Genomic DNA, 16,394 nt, shown 5'->3' on the forward strand with positions numbered 1-16,394 from the left:
GACAGCGCTGTCCTTCGCACCAACGTGAGGAGCGCATGGTGACCGACCAGCACGATCACGACGGCCCCGACGCCGCCCTTCGCGCCGACATCCGCAGGCTGGGCACCCTGCTCGGGCAGACCCTGGCACGCCAGGAGGGTCGGCCCCTGCTCGACCTGGTGGAGGAGATCCGCGCCCAGGTCCGTACGGACGCCCCGGCCGCCGCCCGCCGCCTCGGTGGGCTGGACGTCACCACGGGCACCAAGCTGGCCCGCGCCTTCTCCACCTACTTCCACCTGGCCAACATCACCGAGCAGGTGCATCGGGCCCGTGACCTGCGGCGACGCCGGGCGATGCACGGTGGTTGGCTGGACCAGGCAGCCAAGATGATCTCCGAGCGGGGGGTGCCGGCGGAGGAGATCGCCGCGGTGGCCCGCCGGTTGGCGATCCGTCCGGTCTTCACCGCCCACCCGACCGAGGCGGCCCGCCGCTCGATCCTGTCGAAGCTGCGCGCCATCGCGGACGAGTTGGATGCCGAGACCGCGAACGCGATCCTCTACGGCGCCAGCGACGAGGGCCCGGCCAACCGTCGGCTGGCCGAACTGCTCGACCTGATGTGGCAGACCGACGAGCTGCGGCTGGATCGGCCCGACCCGACCGACGAGGCCCGTAACGCCATCTACTACCTGCGGGACCTGTACGCCGAGGCCGCCCCGCAGGTGCTCGACGACCTCGCCGAGACCCTGCGCACCCTGGGTGTGGAGACCTCACCGACGGCCCGCCCGCTGACCTTCGGCACCTGGATCGGGGGCGACCGCGACGGCAACCCCTTCGTCACCCCGACGGTCACCCGTGAGGTGCTGGCCATCCAGCACGAGCACGGGCTGACCGCCACCGAGGCGGCGATGGAAGAGCTGATCAACGAGGTGTCGGTGTCCCGCCGACTGCGCGGGGTGTCGCTGGACCTGTCCGCCAGCCTCGCCGCCGACCTGGACGCCCTGCCCGAGGTAGCCCCCCGGTTCCGCCGGGTCAACGCCGAGGAGCCGTACCGGCTGAAGGCCCGGTGCGTACGCGCCAAGCTGGCCAATACCCGGGCCCGGCTGCGCCAGGGCACCCCCCACGTGCCGGGGCGGGACTACCGTGGCTCGGCCGAGCTGATCGCCGACCTGGAGCTGCTGCGTGCCTCCCTGGCCCGCAACTCCGGCCAGCTCACCGCCGTCGGGCGACTGGCCTCGACCATCCGTACGGTCTCCGCCTTCGGCCTGCACCTGGCGACCATGGACGTACGGGAGCACGCCGAGAAGCACCACGAGGTGCTGGCCCAGTTGTACGCGGCCGTCGGCGAGGTGGACGACTACCCCTCGTTGACCCGGTTGGAGCGCACCAAGCTGCTCGCCGACGAGCTGACCGGCCGCCGCCCCCTGTCGGCTGCGGACACCCCCCTGTCCGAGTCGGCCCGCAAGACGTTCGACGTGTTCGGCACCATCCGGGAGGCCCAGGACCGGTTCGGCAGCGAGGTCATCGAGTCGTACATCATCTCGATGACCCTGGGGGTGGACGACGTACTGGCCGCGGTGGTGCTGGCCCGGGAGGCCGGGCTGATCGACGTGCACAGCGGCCGGGCCCGGATCGGCATCGTGCCGCTGCTGGAGACCCCGGCCGAGTTGGACGCCGGTGGTGAACTGCTCGACGAGTTGCTGTCCCTGCCGGCGTACCGGGCCCTGGTGGCGGCCCGGGGTGACGTGCAGGAGGTGATGCTGGGCTACTCCGACTCCAACAAGGAGGCCGGCATCACCACCAGCCAGTGGTCCATCCACCGGGCCCAGCGGGCGCTGCGGGACGTGGCCGCCCGGCACGGGGTGCACCTGCGGCTGTTCCACGGCCGGGGCGGGACGGTGGGGCGCGGCGGCGGCCCCACCCACGACGCGATCCTGGCCCAGCCGTACGGCACCCTGGACGGCGCGATCAAGGTGACCGAGCAGGGCGAGGTCATCTCCGACAAGTACACCCTGCCGGCGTTGGCCCGGGAGAACCTGGAACTGACCGTGGCCGCCGTGCTCCAGGCCACCCTGCTGCACACCGCGCCCCGGCAGCCGGCCGAGATGCTGGAGCGCTGGGACGCCACGATGGATGTGGTCTCCGCGTCCGCCTACCGGTCCTACCGGTCCCTGGTGGAGGATCCGGATCTGCCGGCGTACTTCTGGGCCTCCACCCCCACGGAGTTGCTCGGCGCGTTGAACATCGGCTCCCGGCCGGCGAAGCGGCCGAACACCGGGGCCGGGCTCGCCGGGCTACGGGCCATCCCGTGGGTGTTCGGTTGGACCCAGACCCGGCAGATCGTGCCCGGCTGGTTCGGCGTGGGCTCCGGCCTGGCCGCCGCCCGGGAGGCCGGCCTGTCCGAGGTGCTCGCCGAGATGCACCGCAACTGGCACTTCTTCCGCACCTTCCTGTCGAACGTGGAGATGATGCTGACCAAGACCGACCTGGGCATCGCCCGGCGGTACGTGGAGACCCTGGTGCCGAAGAAGCTGCACCCGATCTTCGACAAGATCGAGCAGGAGTACGAGCTGACCCGGCGCGAGGTGCTGGCCGTCACCGACTCACCGGACCTGCTGGAGAACTCCCCCGTGCTGCAACGCACCCTCGCGGTGCGGGACACCTACCTGGAGCCCCTGCACCACCTCCAGGTAGCCCTACTGCGGCAGTACCGCGACTCCGGTGCGGCCGGACGTGCGGTGATCACCGCCCCCGGTGGCCGCCGAGCCCCCAACGACGGCACCGCCCTGGAACGCGCCCTGCTCACCACCGTCAACGGCATCGCCGCCGGCATGCGCAACACCGGCTGAGTCCTCACCCCGCCCACCCCGCCCCTTCATCGTTGATCATGAGGTTGGCGGCACTGGTTGATCTTCAAGGTGCCGCTAACCTCATGATCAACGCGGCTCTCTGGGTGCACGTGGTGGGGTTGGGTGTTGGTTGAACGGCGAACCGGCCCAAGCGGCAGCTTGGGCCGGTTCGCCGTTTCGGTCGGGGGTTAGACGGTTGCCGGCAGTGCGTCCACGGCCATGGCCAGGGAGCCGAGTAGGGCGGCGTCCTGCGCGAAGGCCGACAGGACGATCTCCGGCTGGTACGGCAGGGCGTGCTTGAGCCGCGCGATGAGCAACTCCCGGACCACCTCGTTGCCGGCGACGCTGCCGACCAGCACGATCCGGTGCGGGTCGAGCAGCAGACAGCAGGTGACCAGGTGTCGGGCCAGCTCGTCGACCCGCTGGCGCAGCTCGTCCCGGAAGCGGCCGGGTTGCACCGCGGCGGCGCAGAGGGCGGCGGCCTGGCCGGTCAGTCCCAGACGCTGCGCCAACTCGTCCAGGGCCCGACCGGAGAAGGTGCTCTCCAGCATCGGCTCCAGGCCCGGGGGCCAACTGTGATCCGTCAGGCCGTAGGCGATCTCACCGGCCGCGCCGTGATACCCGGCGACCACCTGGCCGCCGACCGTCACCGCTGCGGCCACGCCGGTCCCCAGCCCTATCACCAGACCCGGATCGACCCCCCGCAGGGCCCCCAGGCGCAGCTCGGCGTAGGCGGCGGCGTTGAGGTCGTTGGCCACCCGTACGGAGGCCACCCCCAGGTGGGCCCGGACCTCGTCGGCCAGCCGCAACTGCTCCCACCCGGGGACGTTCGGCGCCAGCTCGATGGAGTGGTCGTGCACCACCCCGGGGGAGGCGATGCCGGCTGCCACCAGGGTGCCACCGGTCCCGTCGGCGAGTTCCCGAGCCCGGTCGAGGGCCCGGGTGAGGGCCTGCTTCGCACCCTGCTCGGCGTTGGTCGGCAGTCGCTCGGAGACGAGCAGCCGACCGTTGACGTCGCCCACGCCGATCGCCATCTTCGTGCCGCCGAAATCGATACCGAGCAGTCGCGGGTTTGCCGGTTGTTCCATGGTGTTGTCAGATCGCCCTTCGGGCCGTCGGTCCAGGTACTTCTGCGCTCGCGGCGGCAGAACCGCCGCTGTCGCACCGTGCTGCGTCTGCTGACCGGTCACGGGCTCACCCTCGCGGCGACCGCCTCGGCCAGCGCAGCATCGGCCCGGTGCAGCCGGTCCCGCAGGGTGTCCACCCGGGCTGCCACATCGTCCATTATCGAGCGCAACTGCGCCACCTGCCGGCGCACCGCGGTCTCTCCGGGGCCGTCCGCCTGGGCGCGTCGCAGCACGAATTCCGGGCGGACGGCGGCGGCCAGCAGATCGTCGATCGCGGCCTCGTCGAGTTGGTCGGCCAGCCCGAGGTCGACCGCCGCCCTCCGGACCTCCTCGACGGTCCAGGTGGCCGGCGCACCGGCGCGTACCAGCCGACCCAGCAGGGAGTGGGCGCCCCGGAACGGTACGCCGTGGCGGGCCAGCGCGTCGGCGGCGGCCGTCGTGGTGGCACCCGCGGCGACGACCTCCTCGCTGGTCGGCGGACGCAGCGGATCGAGCTCCGCGATCAGCCCACCGAGCAGGGAGAAGAAGCGGTACGCCCGGTCGTCGCTGTCCCAGAGCCGGGCCTGCACGTCGGTGGTGGCGTTGTTGGAGTCCTCCCACCAGGCCGCGCCGACGTTGTTGAGCACGCTGGCGGCGTCGGCCGCCGCGGCACCGGCCATCGAGACCAAATGCTCCAGTACGACCGGATTGCGCTTCTGCGGCATGATGCTGCTGCCCTGGGTGAACGAGCCGGGGGTGACCACCCAGCCCCAGGTCAGCCAGTCCATCAGGGTACGGGCCAGCCGGGCCCCGGTGGCCAGTGACTGCGCGTTGAGGGTGGCCACCCGCACCAGGTGGTCCGCACCGGCCACCGCCTCGTAGGAGTTGACGATGAGCTGCTCGAAGCCGAGCAGGTCCGCCAGGCGGCGGGGCGAGATGTCCAGGTCGGTGCCGGCGAAGGCGCAGGAACCCAGGGGCGAGCGGTTCATCTCGTCCAGCAGGTCGGCGTAGGCGACCCCCTCACCGGCCAGCGCCTCGGCGTAGCCGGCGAAGACGTGCCCGATGCTGGTCGGCTGGGCCGGGCGACGGTGGGTGTAGCCGGTGATCACCACGTCGGCGTGCCGGTCGGCCCGGTCCAGCACGGTCCGGCCGGTGGCCAGCACCGCGTCGAGCACCTGGAGCAGCTGATCCCGCAGCACCATCCGGAACACCCCGGCGTCGAGGTCGTTGCGGCTACGAGCCAGTTGCACGCTGAGCTGGGCGGGCTCCACCCCACAGGCGGCGGCGAGGCGCTTCTCCAGCGTGTAGTAGACGTCCTCGACGCTGCCGTCGTAGTCGAGATCACCGGGCCGGTCCTTGGCGAGCACCAGCAGGCCACGCAGCATCATCGCGGCGGAGTCGGCGGGGATCAGCCCCTGCTCGGCGAGCATGACGACGTGCGCCTGGCTGGCCTTGACCATGGCCGGGTACAGGTTGGCGACGTGATGCTCGAACACGACGCGAAGGTGGTGCTGTTGATACGTGGTCAGTGAAGGGGTCATCGTGGCCTCCCAAGTGGTCCGTCGTCCTGCGCAACCGACATGCGGGTCATCCGAGGGCCTGGTCCGACCGCCCGGTCCCGTCGGGTCGGTCGGACCAGTCGGGCTGGTCCGACCCGGGCGGGCTGGGTAACGGTGCCGCCAGCCACGCCTCGATCACCTCACGCAGCCGCGCGCCGGCCAGGTGCCGGATCCGTTGCCCGGCCGCCTCCGTGGCCAGCGAGACATGACCCGACCAGCCCTGCCAGGGGTCGGGCCGCGACTCGATGAGCACGTACGGGTAGGGGGTGGGCAGCTTCGGCTTCGGCGGTAGGTCCGGGGTGGCGGCCAGGTGCACCGCCTCGGGGTCGAAGGCGAGCACGGCCGAACTCTCGTACGCTCCGCCGTGTCCCCGGGCCGGCAGGTCGCCGAAGATCTCGCCGGTCTCCTCCGGGCCGACCAACTGGAACCAGTTGACCAGCAGCAGGCTGGCCAGGTGTCGGCCGGAGACCCACTCCATCGCGGCGCGGACGGTGGAGAGGTTGGCGTCGTGACCGTTGACCACGAGCAGCCGGGGGAAGCCCGACTCCACGATGCCGGCCAGCACGTCGCTGAGATAGCCCACGGCGATCTCCGGTCGCAGCGCCACCGTGCCCGGCCAGGGACGGGTCTGGCCGGGGCAGGCGGCGTACGGCGCGGCCGGAAAGAGCACCGCGCGGGCCGTGCCGGTGGCCAGTTCCCCGGCGAACCCCTCGGCGAGCAGCAGGTCGGTGCCGAGCGGCAGGTGCGGACCATGCCACTCGACGGCACCGACCGGCAGCACCGCCAGGTCGGCTGCCTCGGCCACTGCGGCCAACGCGTGGCCGGGTACCCGGGTGATCGGCAGCAGTCCGCCCTCGGCCTTCCACCGTTCGATCAGTTCGTCCACTGCTCGGCCCTCCGGGTGGCGGTGCGGCTGCTCTCCAGCCGGCCGGAGAACCACATCACCACGAAGATCAGCGCCACCTGGAGCATGCCGTAGGCCGCAGCCGTGCCGAGTTCGAACGAGTACATCCGGTTGTTGATGGCAACCGAGATCGGCACGGTCGAGGAGGTGTAGATCAGCACCGAGGCGACGAACTCGCCGACACCGTGCACGAAGGCCAGCAGGGCACCGGCGAGCACGCCGGGCAGCATCAGTCGTACGGTGATGGTGTAGAAGGCCCGCAGCCAGGAGGCGCCGAGGTTACGGGCGGCCTCCTCCAACGAGGGGTCGATCAGCGCCAGCGCGGCGGAGCTGGACCGGAACACGATCGGCAGGAACCGCACGAAGTAGGCCAGCGGCAGGATCCAGAAGGTGCCGATCAGGACCTGCCCGAAGCTGAAGGCGTTGCCGGTGCTGAAGGCCGAGATCAGGTTGATCGCCACGACCGTTCCGGGCAGCGCCCAGGCGATCATCACCGCCACGTCGAGCAGCCCACGGCCGAAGAACTTCAGGCGCCGCACGGCGTACGCGACGAGCACACCGATCACCACACAACCGACGGCGGCGAGCAGGCTCATCTGCAGCGAGTTGAGGATCGGCTCGAACGCCTTGGGGTCGGAGAAGATGGTGACGAAGTTGTCCAGGGTGTACGTCTCCGGCAGCACCTGGGTGGTCCAGGTCCGGTTCTCCGAGAAGGCCACGAGGGCGATCGTGGCGACCGGGGCGAGCAGCACCATCGTGGCCAGCACCGAGGCGATCGGGGCCAGCCACCGGCCGATCGGGTTGTTCAGCTCCCGACGGTTCGCCGAGATGCCCTTCGACTGCGACTGGTAGCTGCGCCGACCCTCGTACCAGCGCATGGCCAGCAGGAAGATGATGGAGACGATGCCCAGCACGGAGGCGTACGCCGAGGCCATCGGCAGGTCGCCGTTGGTGCGGTTGATGTAGATCTGCATCGTCATGGTCTGACTGACGTTGAACAGCAGAGGCGCGGTGTAGGACGCCAGCGAGGTCATGAAGACCAGCAGGGAGGCCGAGACCATCGCGGGGGTGAGCATCGGCAGCAGGACGGTACGCCAGACCCGTACCCGCCCGGCGCCGAGGTTGTACGCCGCCTCCTCGACCGAGGGGTCCATCCCGGCCAGCGCCGCGGCGGCGGCCAGGTAGAAGAAGGGGTACATGGTGAAGGTGTGCACCACGAGCACCCCGGCGATCCCGTCGAAGGCCAGGATCGGCCGTTCGGTGCCGAAGATGGCCTGCAGCCCACGGGGCAGGATGCCGATGTTGCTGTAGAGCAGCTGGAAGGACACCGCGCCGATCAGCGGCGGCAGGGCGGCCGGCACCAGGATGATCGCCTCGATGAGGCGGCGACCGCGGAAGCTGAACCGCTTGAGCAGGAACGCCATCGTCACGCCGACGATGCCGCAGAGCAGCACGCTGGCCGCCGAGATGAACAGGGAGGTGAACAGCGACTCCCGGGCCACCCCGGAGGAGGTGAAGAACTGGAGGTAGTTGCGGGTGCCGTTCTCGCTGACACTCTCCGAGAAGGTGGCGAACATCGGGTGCACGACATAGCCGTAGAGCACCAGGACCAGCGGCAGCACGAGCAGGTAGGGGAACCACTGCGAGTTGGTGCCGCCGGCCAGGCGCTGGCGCAGCCAGGCCAGCCGGGGCGGGGCGGTTTCGGGCATTGCGGTCACGGCTTGACCACCCAGAGGCGTTCCCGGACGAGCCGCAGGCCCACCAGGTCACCGACGTTGATGCTCGACGGCGCGTCGATGACGGCTGCCATCACCTCGGTACCGTCGCTGTCCACGGTCAGGTTCGTGGCCATTCCGGTGAACTCGACATGGGTGACCCGACCCCGCAGGGCGGACTCGTCCTCCCCACCGGCGATGGTGATGTGCTCGGGACGGACCGACACCAGCGCGGTGTCGCCCTCGGTGAGGCCGTGTCCCGGGGCGGCGCCGACCTCGATGGTCGTGCCGTTGGGCAGGCGCACCTCGACCTTGTTCTCCGCAGCGCCGGCCACCGGCAGGCTCAGCACGTTGCTGCGCCCGATGAAGCGGGCCACGAAGGCGTTGGCGGGCCGGTAGTAGATCTCCTGCGGGGAGCCGACCTGCTGGACCTTGCCGGACTGCATGACGGCTATCCGGTCCGACATGGCCATCGCCTCGGCCTGGTCGTGGGTGACGTAGATGGCGGTGTTGCCGCTCTCCCGCTGGATGCGCCGGATCTCGGTGCGGGTTTCCTCGCGCAGCTTGGCATCCAGGTTGGACAGTGGCTCGTCGAGCAGCAGGGTGCGGGGCCGGATGACCAGGGCCCGGGCCAGGGCGACCCGCTGCTGCTGGCCGCCGGAGAGGGCGTCGATGCGCCGGCCACCGTACCCGGCGAGGTGCACCTGGGCCAGGGCCTCGGAGACCCTCCGGTCCCGCTCGGTCCGGGAGACCCGGCGCACCCTGAGTCCGTACGCGACATTCTGCGCCACCGTCATGTGCGGAAAGAGCGCGTAGTTCTGGAACACCATGCCGGCGTCCCGCTTGTTCGGCGACAAGTGCGTGACGTCGTCGTCGCCGAAGTGGATCTGCCCGGAGGTCGGAAAATAGAAGCCCGCCACCATGCGCAGGGTCGTCGTCTTGCCGCAGCCACTGGGTCCGAGCAGAGTGAAGAACTCGCCGGCGCCGATGGTGACGGTGACCTCGTCGACCGCCGCGCTATCGCTCGACTTGTCGAAGCGCTTGCTGACGGCAGTCAGCCGGACATCGATCATTTCTGGGGTCCTTCCAGGACGAGGCCGGGTCGTGCCGGGGGGCACGACCCGGACCCCGATCAACTCAGCCCTTGTCCTTGATCTCCGCGTTCCAGTGCGTGATCCACTCGGTCTCCTTCTGGCCGATCACGTCCCAGTCGACGTTCATCGGCCGGAGGTCGAGCTGAGCCAGCCACTCCGGCTTCTCGGCGATCTCCACCGCGGGGATCTGGAAGTAGTCCTTGGCGAGGGTGGCCCGCAGCGAGTCGTCGAAGAGGAACTCCAGGAACTTCTGCGCACCGGCGGTGTTGCCGCCCTTGATCGCGGCCACGCCGTCGACCAGCACCGGAGCGCCAGCGGTCGGCATGATGTAGCCGAACGGCATGCCCTCGTTGGCCTGGAGCAGGATGTCCTGCAGGTTCCAGGCGCTCACCACGCCCTGCTCACGCGACATCTTCAGGTAGAGGTCGGCCGGGTTGGCGGCGTACTCGACGGTGTTGGTGTCGAGCTTGAGCAGCCAGTCGTAGCCAGGCTGCGGGTTGGAGCCGTCCGGCGAGAGCCGCTGGATCATCGAGGCGTAGATCGAGCGCATGGTGCCGGAGGCGGCCACGTCCCGGATGATGATCTTGTCTTTCCACTTCGGGTCGATCAGGTCGTCCCAGTCCTGCGGCGCGGTCTGCGGGGTCAGCGCCTTGTTGTTGTACATGATGACCTCGGGCAGCAGGATCTCGCCGAACCAACGGCCCTGCGCGTCCTTGTACCGCTCGTCCATCTTGGCGGCGAAGGTGGGCTGCCACGGCGCCAGCAGATCCTCCGCGGCACCGGCGGACAGACCCTGCTGGGTGCCGCCCCACCAGACGGAGGCCTGCGGGTTGGCCTTCTCGGCCCGGACCCGCTCCAGCACCTCCTGGGCACCCATGTTGAGCACCTCGACCTTGCCCTTGTACTCAGGGTTCTTGGTCGTGAACTGCTCGACGACGTAGTCGGTGACCGACTTGTCGCGGGCGCTGTAGATGACGAGCTTCTCGGCCGACGGGGCACCGGACGCGCCGGCCTCGCCCTCGTTGTTGTCGCTGCTACCGCAACCAGCGGTGACAGCCAGCATCGCGCCGATCGCGATGGCCATGGCCAAAGGACGTCTCATTGGTACCTCCACTTGACGGGGGAATCTATGGGAAGTTTCCGATAGACAGCTGTAAATCGGACTCTGCCGGAAACAGGGTGGTTCGGGCGTTGAGGGATGCGGACGGGACCGGAGCGGGACACGTCGTGACGCACCGCCGATGCCGGCTGTCACCCCGGGGCGGGGGCGGCAAGGGCGGACGCGTGTCGGTGCTCTGGGGTGGTGGTGTCGCGGGGCGGGTACGGCGGTGGTGGCTCTCGCAGGGTCGGGGTGGTGGTTTCTCGAAGGGTGCGCAGGGACGGTGTGGTCGGCGGTGTTCTGGTCAGGGCAGGGAGGGCAGAGGGACCGCTGCCGACAGCGCGTAGCTGATCGCTCCGTGCAGTACGGCCTGGTCACCGAGGGTGGCCCGACGCACCTCGGTGGGTGCGGGGGTCTTGGCGGCGAGAAGACTCTGGATCTGTTCGAGCGCGGCGTCGTCGAGCTCCGCGGCGGCACCGCTGAGCAGCACCAGCCCGGGATCGATCACGCAGACGCAGGAGAGGATGAGCCGCGTCCAGGCGTCGAGCACCTCGTCCAGGTACTCGCGGGCGGGCTTCGAGGTGGCGGCCAGTTCGATCAGTTCCCGTACCGGCGACTCCGGTCGTCGCCCCGGGTTCAGCGCGACCAACCGCTCCGCGATGGCGTTGACCGACCAGCGAGCCTCGAACTCGCCGACGCCGCTGTAGCTGCGCACCGGCGCGGCGTCCACGGGCAGGAAACCCACCTCGCCGGCGGCTCCGCTGGCGCCCCGACGGACCTTGCCGTCGAGCACCAGCCCGGCGCCGATGCCGTCGGCGACGTGGATCAGCAGCAGGTTGGCGACGTCGGCTCCGGCACCGGCCACGCATTCGCCGGCGGCCATGAGGTTGACGTCGTTGTCGACGACGACGGGCACCCCGAGTCGCTGTTGGACGGACTCACCGATAGGCCACGCCTCGACCAGCCCGACGGAGGGGGCCAGGCGTACCGCACCGTTGGTGGAGACCCCCGGCACCGCGATCGCCACCCCACGCAGTGAGGGCAGGTTGTCGCCGACCAGGTCCAGGACGAAGGCGCAGACGGTCTCGACGACGTCGCCACCGAAGCGTGCGGTGCGGTGCGCGATGAGCGCCCCTTCGCTGTCGGCGATCTCGCAACTGATCCGGGGGGGTTCGAGCGAGACTGCGGCGACGAGCTCGGCACGCGGGTTGAACTCCAGCATCTCCCGAGGTCGCCCGGTGGTGGGGGTGCCTGGTCCTCGCTCGATGAGATAGCCCTCGGCGATGAGCTCCCGCACGAGCGCGGTCACCGTGGCCGCCGGCAGGCCGGTCATCTCCGCCAGGTCCACTCGGGACAACAGCCGCGCCTGCCGGGCGGCCAGGATCACCGAGAGGCGCTTGATCTCTCGGGACCGCTCACGGCTGACCGGGCTGGTCGCTGCTGCTCTGTCGGACACGATTAATTCCTACTGAGAAAAAAGTGGACCGTCAAGTAACGAGATGATCTCAGCTCCGACCAGGCAAAACGATAGATCGACAAGCTATCTCCACCCGCCAGGGTGAGCCTAAGGCACACATGGGACTCCAGCGGAGAAGTTGATCACCACAAAGTCGGGCAAAGGTTGCTTTTGATCTAGCCGCACCGATGGTCGATGCCTCCTGAACAGGCACATCGTTTCTTCGGAAAAGGAAGAAAGTAGCGCGGAGCCCTTGACTATCGGAGCGCAAGATTCCTAGCGTTACGGCCCGAAGGCCTTCCGGTGGAGCTACCCCCGCCACCGTCGCACCGCTCACGCCGTGACGGTGTGTGCGCACAACCCCACCCCCAACAACAGAACCATCGCCTAAGGAGACCGCACCGGTCTCCAGTGGGTAGCTGTCTGTCATCAGGGCCCGGCACGAGTCACGTGTCAGGGGGCCTCGGCCGGTCCTTCATCCGTCCCAGACGCAGCACGCGCTCCCTTACGAAGAGGTATGCCCATGAGATGGCGCACCACGGCGACGATCGCAATGTGCGGTCTGCTCTCGCTGGGCCTGGCCGCTCCGGTACAGGCTCACCCCAAGGGCTCGTCGCCCAAGCACCCGTCACCTTCGAAGAGCCAGTCCAAGAAGTCCGACAAGCCCGTCGACCTGGACATCATGTTCATCGGCGCGCACCCCGATGACGAGGCCGGCCAGCTCGGCATGCTGGGATACTGGAACGAGTATCACGGTATGAAGGCCGGCGTCATCACCACCACTCGTGGCGAGGGTGGCGGTAACGCCACCGGCTTCGAGGAGGGCCCGGAGCTCGGCATCCTCCGGGAGGCCGAGGAGCGCAAGGCCGTCGCCTACGCCGGCATCGAGCACATCTACAACCTCGACGCCCTCGACTTCTGGTACACCGCCAGTGCTCCGCTGACCGCCGAGGTCTGGGGCTACGACGAGACGCTGTCCCGCATCGTGCGGGTGCTGCGGACCACCAAGCCCGAGATCATCCTGACGATGAACCCCTCGGCCACCCAGGGCAACCACGGTAACCACCAGGAAGCCGCGATGCTGGCGGTGGACGCCTTCTACGCCGCGGCCGACCCGAAGAAGTTCCCGGAGCAGATCACCAAGGAGGGCCTCGAGCCCTGGCGGGTCTCCCGGATCTTCCAGACCGGTGGCAGCGGCTCCGGCAACCTGGGTCCCTCCTGCGAGACCAGCTTCACGCCGGCCGAGGCCAGCAACGTCATCTTCGGCACCTGGCAGGGTTACGAGTCGGCGCGTCACGACGGCAACCGGTGGAACACGGTCACGACCTGGGCCCGCCGGGAGTACGTGTCGCAGGGCTGGGGCAACAGCTCCTTCCCGACGACCAACCCGGACAACATCGGCTGCAACCGGCTGACCCTGATCGACACTCGCACCCCGCACCCGGACCCGAACGTGGGCGCCGGCACCGGTGCGCTCCAGGGCGCCACCCTCCGTGCTCCGGGTGGCCTGCCGCTCGGCACCGAGATCCACGTGCGTCCGGAGAAGTGGGAGGTGCTCGCCGGCAAGTCCGTCAAGGTGGACACCGTCCTCTACGCCACCCAGGACATCAAGGGTGCCAAGGTCTCGCTCCAGGTTCCGGCCGGCTGGCGGGTCAGCGGCAACGGCAACGTCGGCACGCTCAAGAAGGGCAAGGAGGTCGTGAAGAGCTTCACGGTCACCCCGCCCGCGCAGCTTCCGGTGGGTACCCGCTTCAAGATCGAAGCGACGATGACCAGCAACAAGGACGGTAGCGGCACCAGCAGTGGACGGGTGCAGGCGACCGCTCCGGTTCGGGGCACCCTCGAGCCGCTGGAGGAGATCGCGGACTTCCGGGCGTGGACCGAGCAGAAGAACGTCAAGCAGCTCGACGCCCTCATCGAGTCGCTGCTCAACATCCCGAGCGGTAAGAGCCGCAGCGTCCGGGTGGACCTGGCCAACCACAGCGACACCGTCCAGTCCGGCACCGTCCGGCTGAACCTGCCGGCCGGGTTCTCGGCGACCCCGCAGCAGCTGCCGTACAGCGGGCTCCAGCCCGGTGCCCGCAGCTCGGTGACCTTCACGGTGACCAACACCGACGCCACGCTGCCGACCGCCAACCGCGCGCCGGACAACGGTGCGTACCGGCTCCAGATCGAGACCACCTACAACGGTGGCAGCGCCACCGAGCCGGGTGCCTTCAACCTGGTGCCGACCACGGTGATCCCGAAGGCCACCACCGCGCCGACCGTCGACGGCCACGGCCACAGCCACGAGTACACCGGCGAGGTCATCGACATCTCGACGCGCTGGGAGGGTACCGCCACCACGGCGGCGGACATCTCCGGCACCGCCCAGATCGCCCACACCGACGACGCCCTGTACGCCATCTTCAACATCACCGATGACGTGCTCGGCCGGTTCCTGCTGCCGGAGGACTGCAAGCGTCCGCGTCGTGCCGACGCCGTCGAGTTCGGTATCGACCCGCGGGGCAACTCGGCGAACACCTCCACGGTGTTCAACGTGGCGCTCTTCCCGGCCACCAACGACCCGGCCAACGGCAACCCGCCGTGCTTCGCCCGGGAGCGGGACAACCACCAGGGTGGCCCGGAGACCGCACCGGGTCTCGAGGTCGCCTCGGTTCTCACCGGCACCGGGTACCAGATCGAGGTCAAGGTTCCGTTCAGCGTGCTGCCGGACACCATCGACCCGAACAACATGGGCATGAACATCCTGGTCAACGACTCGGACACGCAGGACCTGTCCACGCAGACCCGGATCGGCTGGTCGACCTGGAGCGGCGTACGGGCCGACGCGTGGCGCTGGGGTGTCGCCACCCTGCCGGGCCTGCCGGCGCGGCCGTCGGCGCCGAAGGCTCCGATCATGCCCGACACCGCGGCGCAGAGCGTCAAGTCGCCGCAGACCATCCTCCAGTCCGCCTCGGACGGGGTGGCACCGGGTGGCTACGCGGCTCTTGACGAGAAGATCGTCAAGATCAAGAAGGTCACCAAGTCCTCCTCGAAGGTCTCGGTGGAGTTGAAGGTGAAGAAGTCCGGCGTGGCCCGGGTCTTCATCTGGGACGGTGAGCGGGTCGTAGCGCAGACCGAGGTCTCGCTGAACAAGGACCGCACCCTGGTCCTGCCCCTCAACGGCGCCCTGCCGGCCGGCTCCTCGCTGCTCGTCTCGTACGAGCGCGACGGCGCCACACTCGGTCTCGCTCACAAGCTGAAGTGACCGAACCCGGTCACCGCGTCGACCTGATGCGGTGACCGGCGATGGGCCGGGCCTTGTGCCCGGCCCATCGGCATTTCCGGCCCCAGCGCGGCACCGCCGGCACATCTTTGGCAAGCTCGTGAAGATGGAGCTAGCGACCCTGGCAGTGGTCGTCGTCTGTCTCGGTGCCGGTGGCGCGGTGGGTTGGTTCGCGGCCCGGTCCCGGGCGGCCACCGAGATCGCCCGGCTGGACGCCACCCTGCGCGCCACCCGCGAGGGCGAGGGGCGGCTGGAACAGTCGATGCGGGCGCTGAGCTACGAGGCGACCGCCCAGTCCCAGGAGGCGGTCGCCCGGGCGGTGGCACCCCTGCACGACACCCTGCGCCGCTACGAGCAGCGGGTGACCGAACTGGAACGTGACCGGGTGGACGCGTACGCCGAGCTGCGTGAGCAGGTCAGGGCGATGAGCAGCGTCTCCGGCGAGCTGCGCACCGAGACCAAACAGCTGGTCGCGGCGCTGCGGGCCCCGCAGGTACGCGGGCGGTGGGGCGAGCACCAACTGCGTCGGATCGTCGAGGCGGCCGGCATGTTGGAGCACTGCGACTTCTCCGAGCAGGTCACCGCCGCCACCGACCAGCAGACCGTACGCCCAGACCTGGTGGTCCGGCTGCACGGCGGCCGGACGGTGGTGGTGGACGCCAAGGCCCCCTTCGACGCGTACCTGACCGCGATGGAGGCTCGCGACGAGCGCAGTCGCGACACCCAGTTGGACGCCCATGCCAGACATCTGCGGGCCCATGTGGACGCGCTGGCGGCCAAGTCGTACTGGACGGCCTTCGAGTCGACCCCGGAGTTCGTGGTGCTGTTCCTGCCGGCGGACCCCTTCCTCGATGTCGCATTGCAGCGCGATCCGACCCTTCTGGAGCACGCCTTCGCCCGCAACGTGGTGCTGGCCACCCCGGCCACTCTGGTCGCAATGCTGCGTACGGTGGCCTGGTCCTGGCGGCAGGAGCAGCTGGCCCGCAACGCGGTCGCGGTGCATTCCCTGGCCCGGGAACTCTATGGTCGACTTTCCACCCTGGGTGATCATGTAGGTAAACTCGGCGCCTCACTCGGCAGCGCGGTGACCGCCTACAACCGGGCGGTGGGGTCCTTGGAGGCGCGGGTGCTGGTCAGCGCCCGCAAGCTGGCTGAGCTGGGAGTTTCTGATCAGGAGCTGTCCACACCGGCGCAGGTGGAGTTGGCTCCCCGGCAGCCACAGGCCCCTGAGCTGCTGTTTGAAGAATCCAACTGGGATGGTCGAAGTCGGTCAGCCTAATCGGGTTCTTATCACCTTCGATGTGACATTGGGCGTCCCACGTATCACGAGATGGTCACAACGTACCTGTCGGTAGTGACATTGACGGT

10 protein-coding genes are annotated in these 16,394 nt (G+C 69.3%); 3 read left to right on the top strand and 7 right to left on the bottom strand.

Annotated elements, in window-relative coordinates; translation table 11 throughout:
- The first annotated feature begins 38 nt into the window (after positions 1 to 38).
- Positions 39 to 2,825, top strand: a complete 2,787-nt coding sequence (gene ppc / locus ACLQ2T_RS08110) for a phosphoenolpyruvate carboxylase (RefSeq protein WP_425765363.1) — start codon at positions 39 to 41, stop codon at positions 2,823 to 2,825.
- Positions 2,826 to 3,013: 188 nt separating this feature from the next.
- On the opposite strand, the gene ACLQ2T_RS08115 is transcribed toward ppc, so the two are convergent.
- The 7 genes from ACLQ2T_RS08115 to ACLQ2T_RS08145 all read right to left on the bottom strand — a co-directional run bounded on the left by ACLQ2T_RS08115 (position 3,014) and on the right by ACLQ2T_RS08145 (position 11,758).
- Positions 3,014 to 3,913: an ROK family protein gene (locus ACLQ2T_RS08115; RefSeq protein WP_425765364.1), complete on the bottom strand. Its 900-nt coding sequence runs from the start codon at positions 3,911 to 3,913 to the stop codon at positions 3,014 to 3,016.
- 98 nt (positions 3,914 to 4,011) lie between these two features.
- Positions 4,012 to 5,472 carry an argininosuccinate lyase gene (locus ACLQ2T_RS08120; protein ID WP_425765365.1) on the bottom strand — a complete coding sequence of 487 codons (1,461 nt, stop codon included), beginning with the start codon at positions 5,470 to 5,472 and terminating at the stop codon, positions 4,012 to 4,014.
- 46 nt (positions 5,473 to 5,518) lie between these two features.
- Positions 5,519 to 6,376, bottom strand: a complete 858-nt coding sequence (locus ACLQ2T_RS08125; RefSeq protein ID WP_425765366.1) for a creatininase family protein — start codon at positions 6,374 to 6,376, stop codon at positions 5,519 to 5,521.
- Positions 6,364 to 8,103: an ABC transporter permease gene (locus ACLQ2T_RS08130; protein WP_425765590.1), complete on the bottom strand. Its 1,740-nt coding sequence runs from the start codon at positions 8,101 to 8,103 to the stop codon at positions 6,364 to 6,366. The genes ACLQ2T_RS08125 and ACLQ2T_RS08130 overlap by 13 nt, the downstream gene beginning before the upstream one ends.
- A 5-nt stretch (positions 8,104 to 8,108) precedes the next feature.
- Positions 8,109 to 9,182, bottom strand: a complete 1,074-nt coding sequence (locus tag ACLQ2T_RS08135) for an ABC transporter ATP-binding protein (protein WP_425765367.1) — start codon at positions 9,180 to 9,182, stop codon at positions 8,109 to 8,111.
- A gap of 64 nt (positions 9,183 to 9,246) precedes the next feature.
- Entirely contained in the window at positions 9,247 to 10,305 is a 1,059-nt protein-coding gene (locus ACLQ2T_RS08140; protein WP_425765368.1) for an extracellular solute-binding protein, read from the bottom strand.
- Between the two features lie 301 nt (positions 10,306 to 10,606).
- The gene (locus ACLQ2T_RS08145; RefSeq protein WP_425765369.1) at positions 10,607 to 11,758 is read right to left on the bottom strand and encodes an ROK family transcriptional regulator; all 1,152 of its coding nucleotides are present in this window, start codon (positions 11,756 to 11,758) and stop codon (positions 10,607 to 10,609) included.
- A gap of 523 nt (positions 11,759 to 12,281) precedes the next feature.
- Here ACLQ2T_RS08145 and ACLQ2T_RS08150 point away from each other — a divergent pair.
- Positions 12,282 to 15,008 (top strand): sugar-binding protein, encoded by a 2,727-nt coding sequence (locus ACLQ2T_RS08150; protein ID WP_425765370.1) that lies wholly within the window; start codon positions 12,282 to 12,284, stop codon positions 15,006 to 15,008.
- Between the two features lie 124 nt (positions 15,009 to 15,132).
- Positions 15,133 to 16,305 carry a DNA recombination protein RmuC gene (locus ACLQ2T_RS08155; RefSeq protein ID WP_425765371.1) on the top strand — a complete coding sequence of 391 codons (1,173 nt, stop codon included), beginning with the start codon at positions 15,133 to 15,135 and terminating at the stop codon, positions 16,303 to 16,305.
- Positions 16,306 to 16,394 lie beyond the last annotated feature (89 nt).

Source organism: Micromonospora sp. DT229 (assembly GCF_049844505.1).
Taxonomy (GTDB): domain Bacteria; phylum Actinomycetota; class Actinomycetes; order Mycobacteriales; family Micromonosporaceae; genus Micromonospora.

Bases quoted from the DNA above. Each gene is read 5' to 3' on its own strand.
- ACLQ2T_RS08115 (WP_425765364.1), bottom strand. From the start codon at position 3,913: ATGGAACAACCGGCAAACCCGCGACTGCTCGGTATCGATTTCGGCGGC.
- ACLQ2T_RS08120 (WP_425765365.1), bottom strand. From the start codon at position 5,472: ATGACCCCTTCACTGACCACGTATCAACAGCACCACCTTCGCGTCGTG.
- ACLQ2T_RS08130 (WP_425765590.1), bottom strand. From the start codon at position 8,103: ATGCCCGAAACCGCCCCGCCCCGGCTGGCCTGGCTGCGCCAGCGCCTG.
- ACLQ2T_RS08135 (WP_425765367.1), bottom strand. From the start codon at position 9,182: ATGATCGATGTCCGGCTGACTGCCGTCAGCAAGCGCTTCGACAAGTCG.
- ACLQ2T_RS08140 (WP_425765368.1), bottom strand. From the start codon at position 10,305: ATGAGACGTCCTTTGGCCATGGCCATCGCGATCGGCGCGATGCTGGCT.
- ACLQ2T_RS08150 (WP_425765370.1), top strand. From the start codon at position 12,282: ATGAGATGGCGCACCACGGCGACGATCGCAATGTGCGGTCTGCTCTCG.
- ACLQ2T_RS08155 (WP_425765371.1), top strand. From the start codon at position 15,133: ATGGAGCTAGCGACCCTGGCAGTGGTCGTCGTCTGTCTCGGTGCCGGT.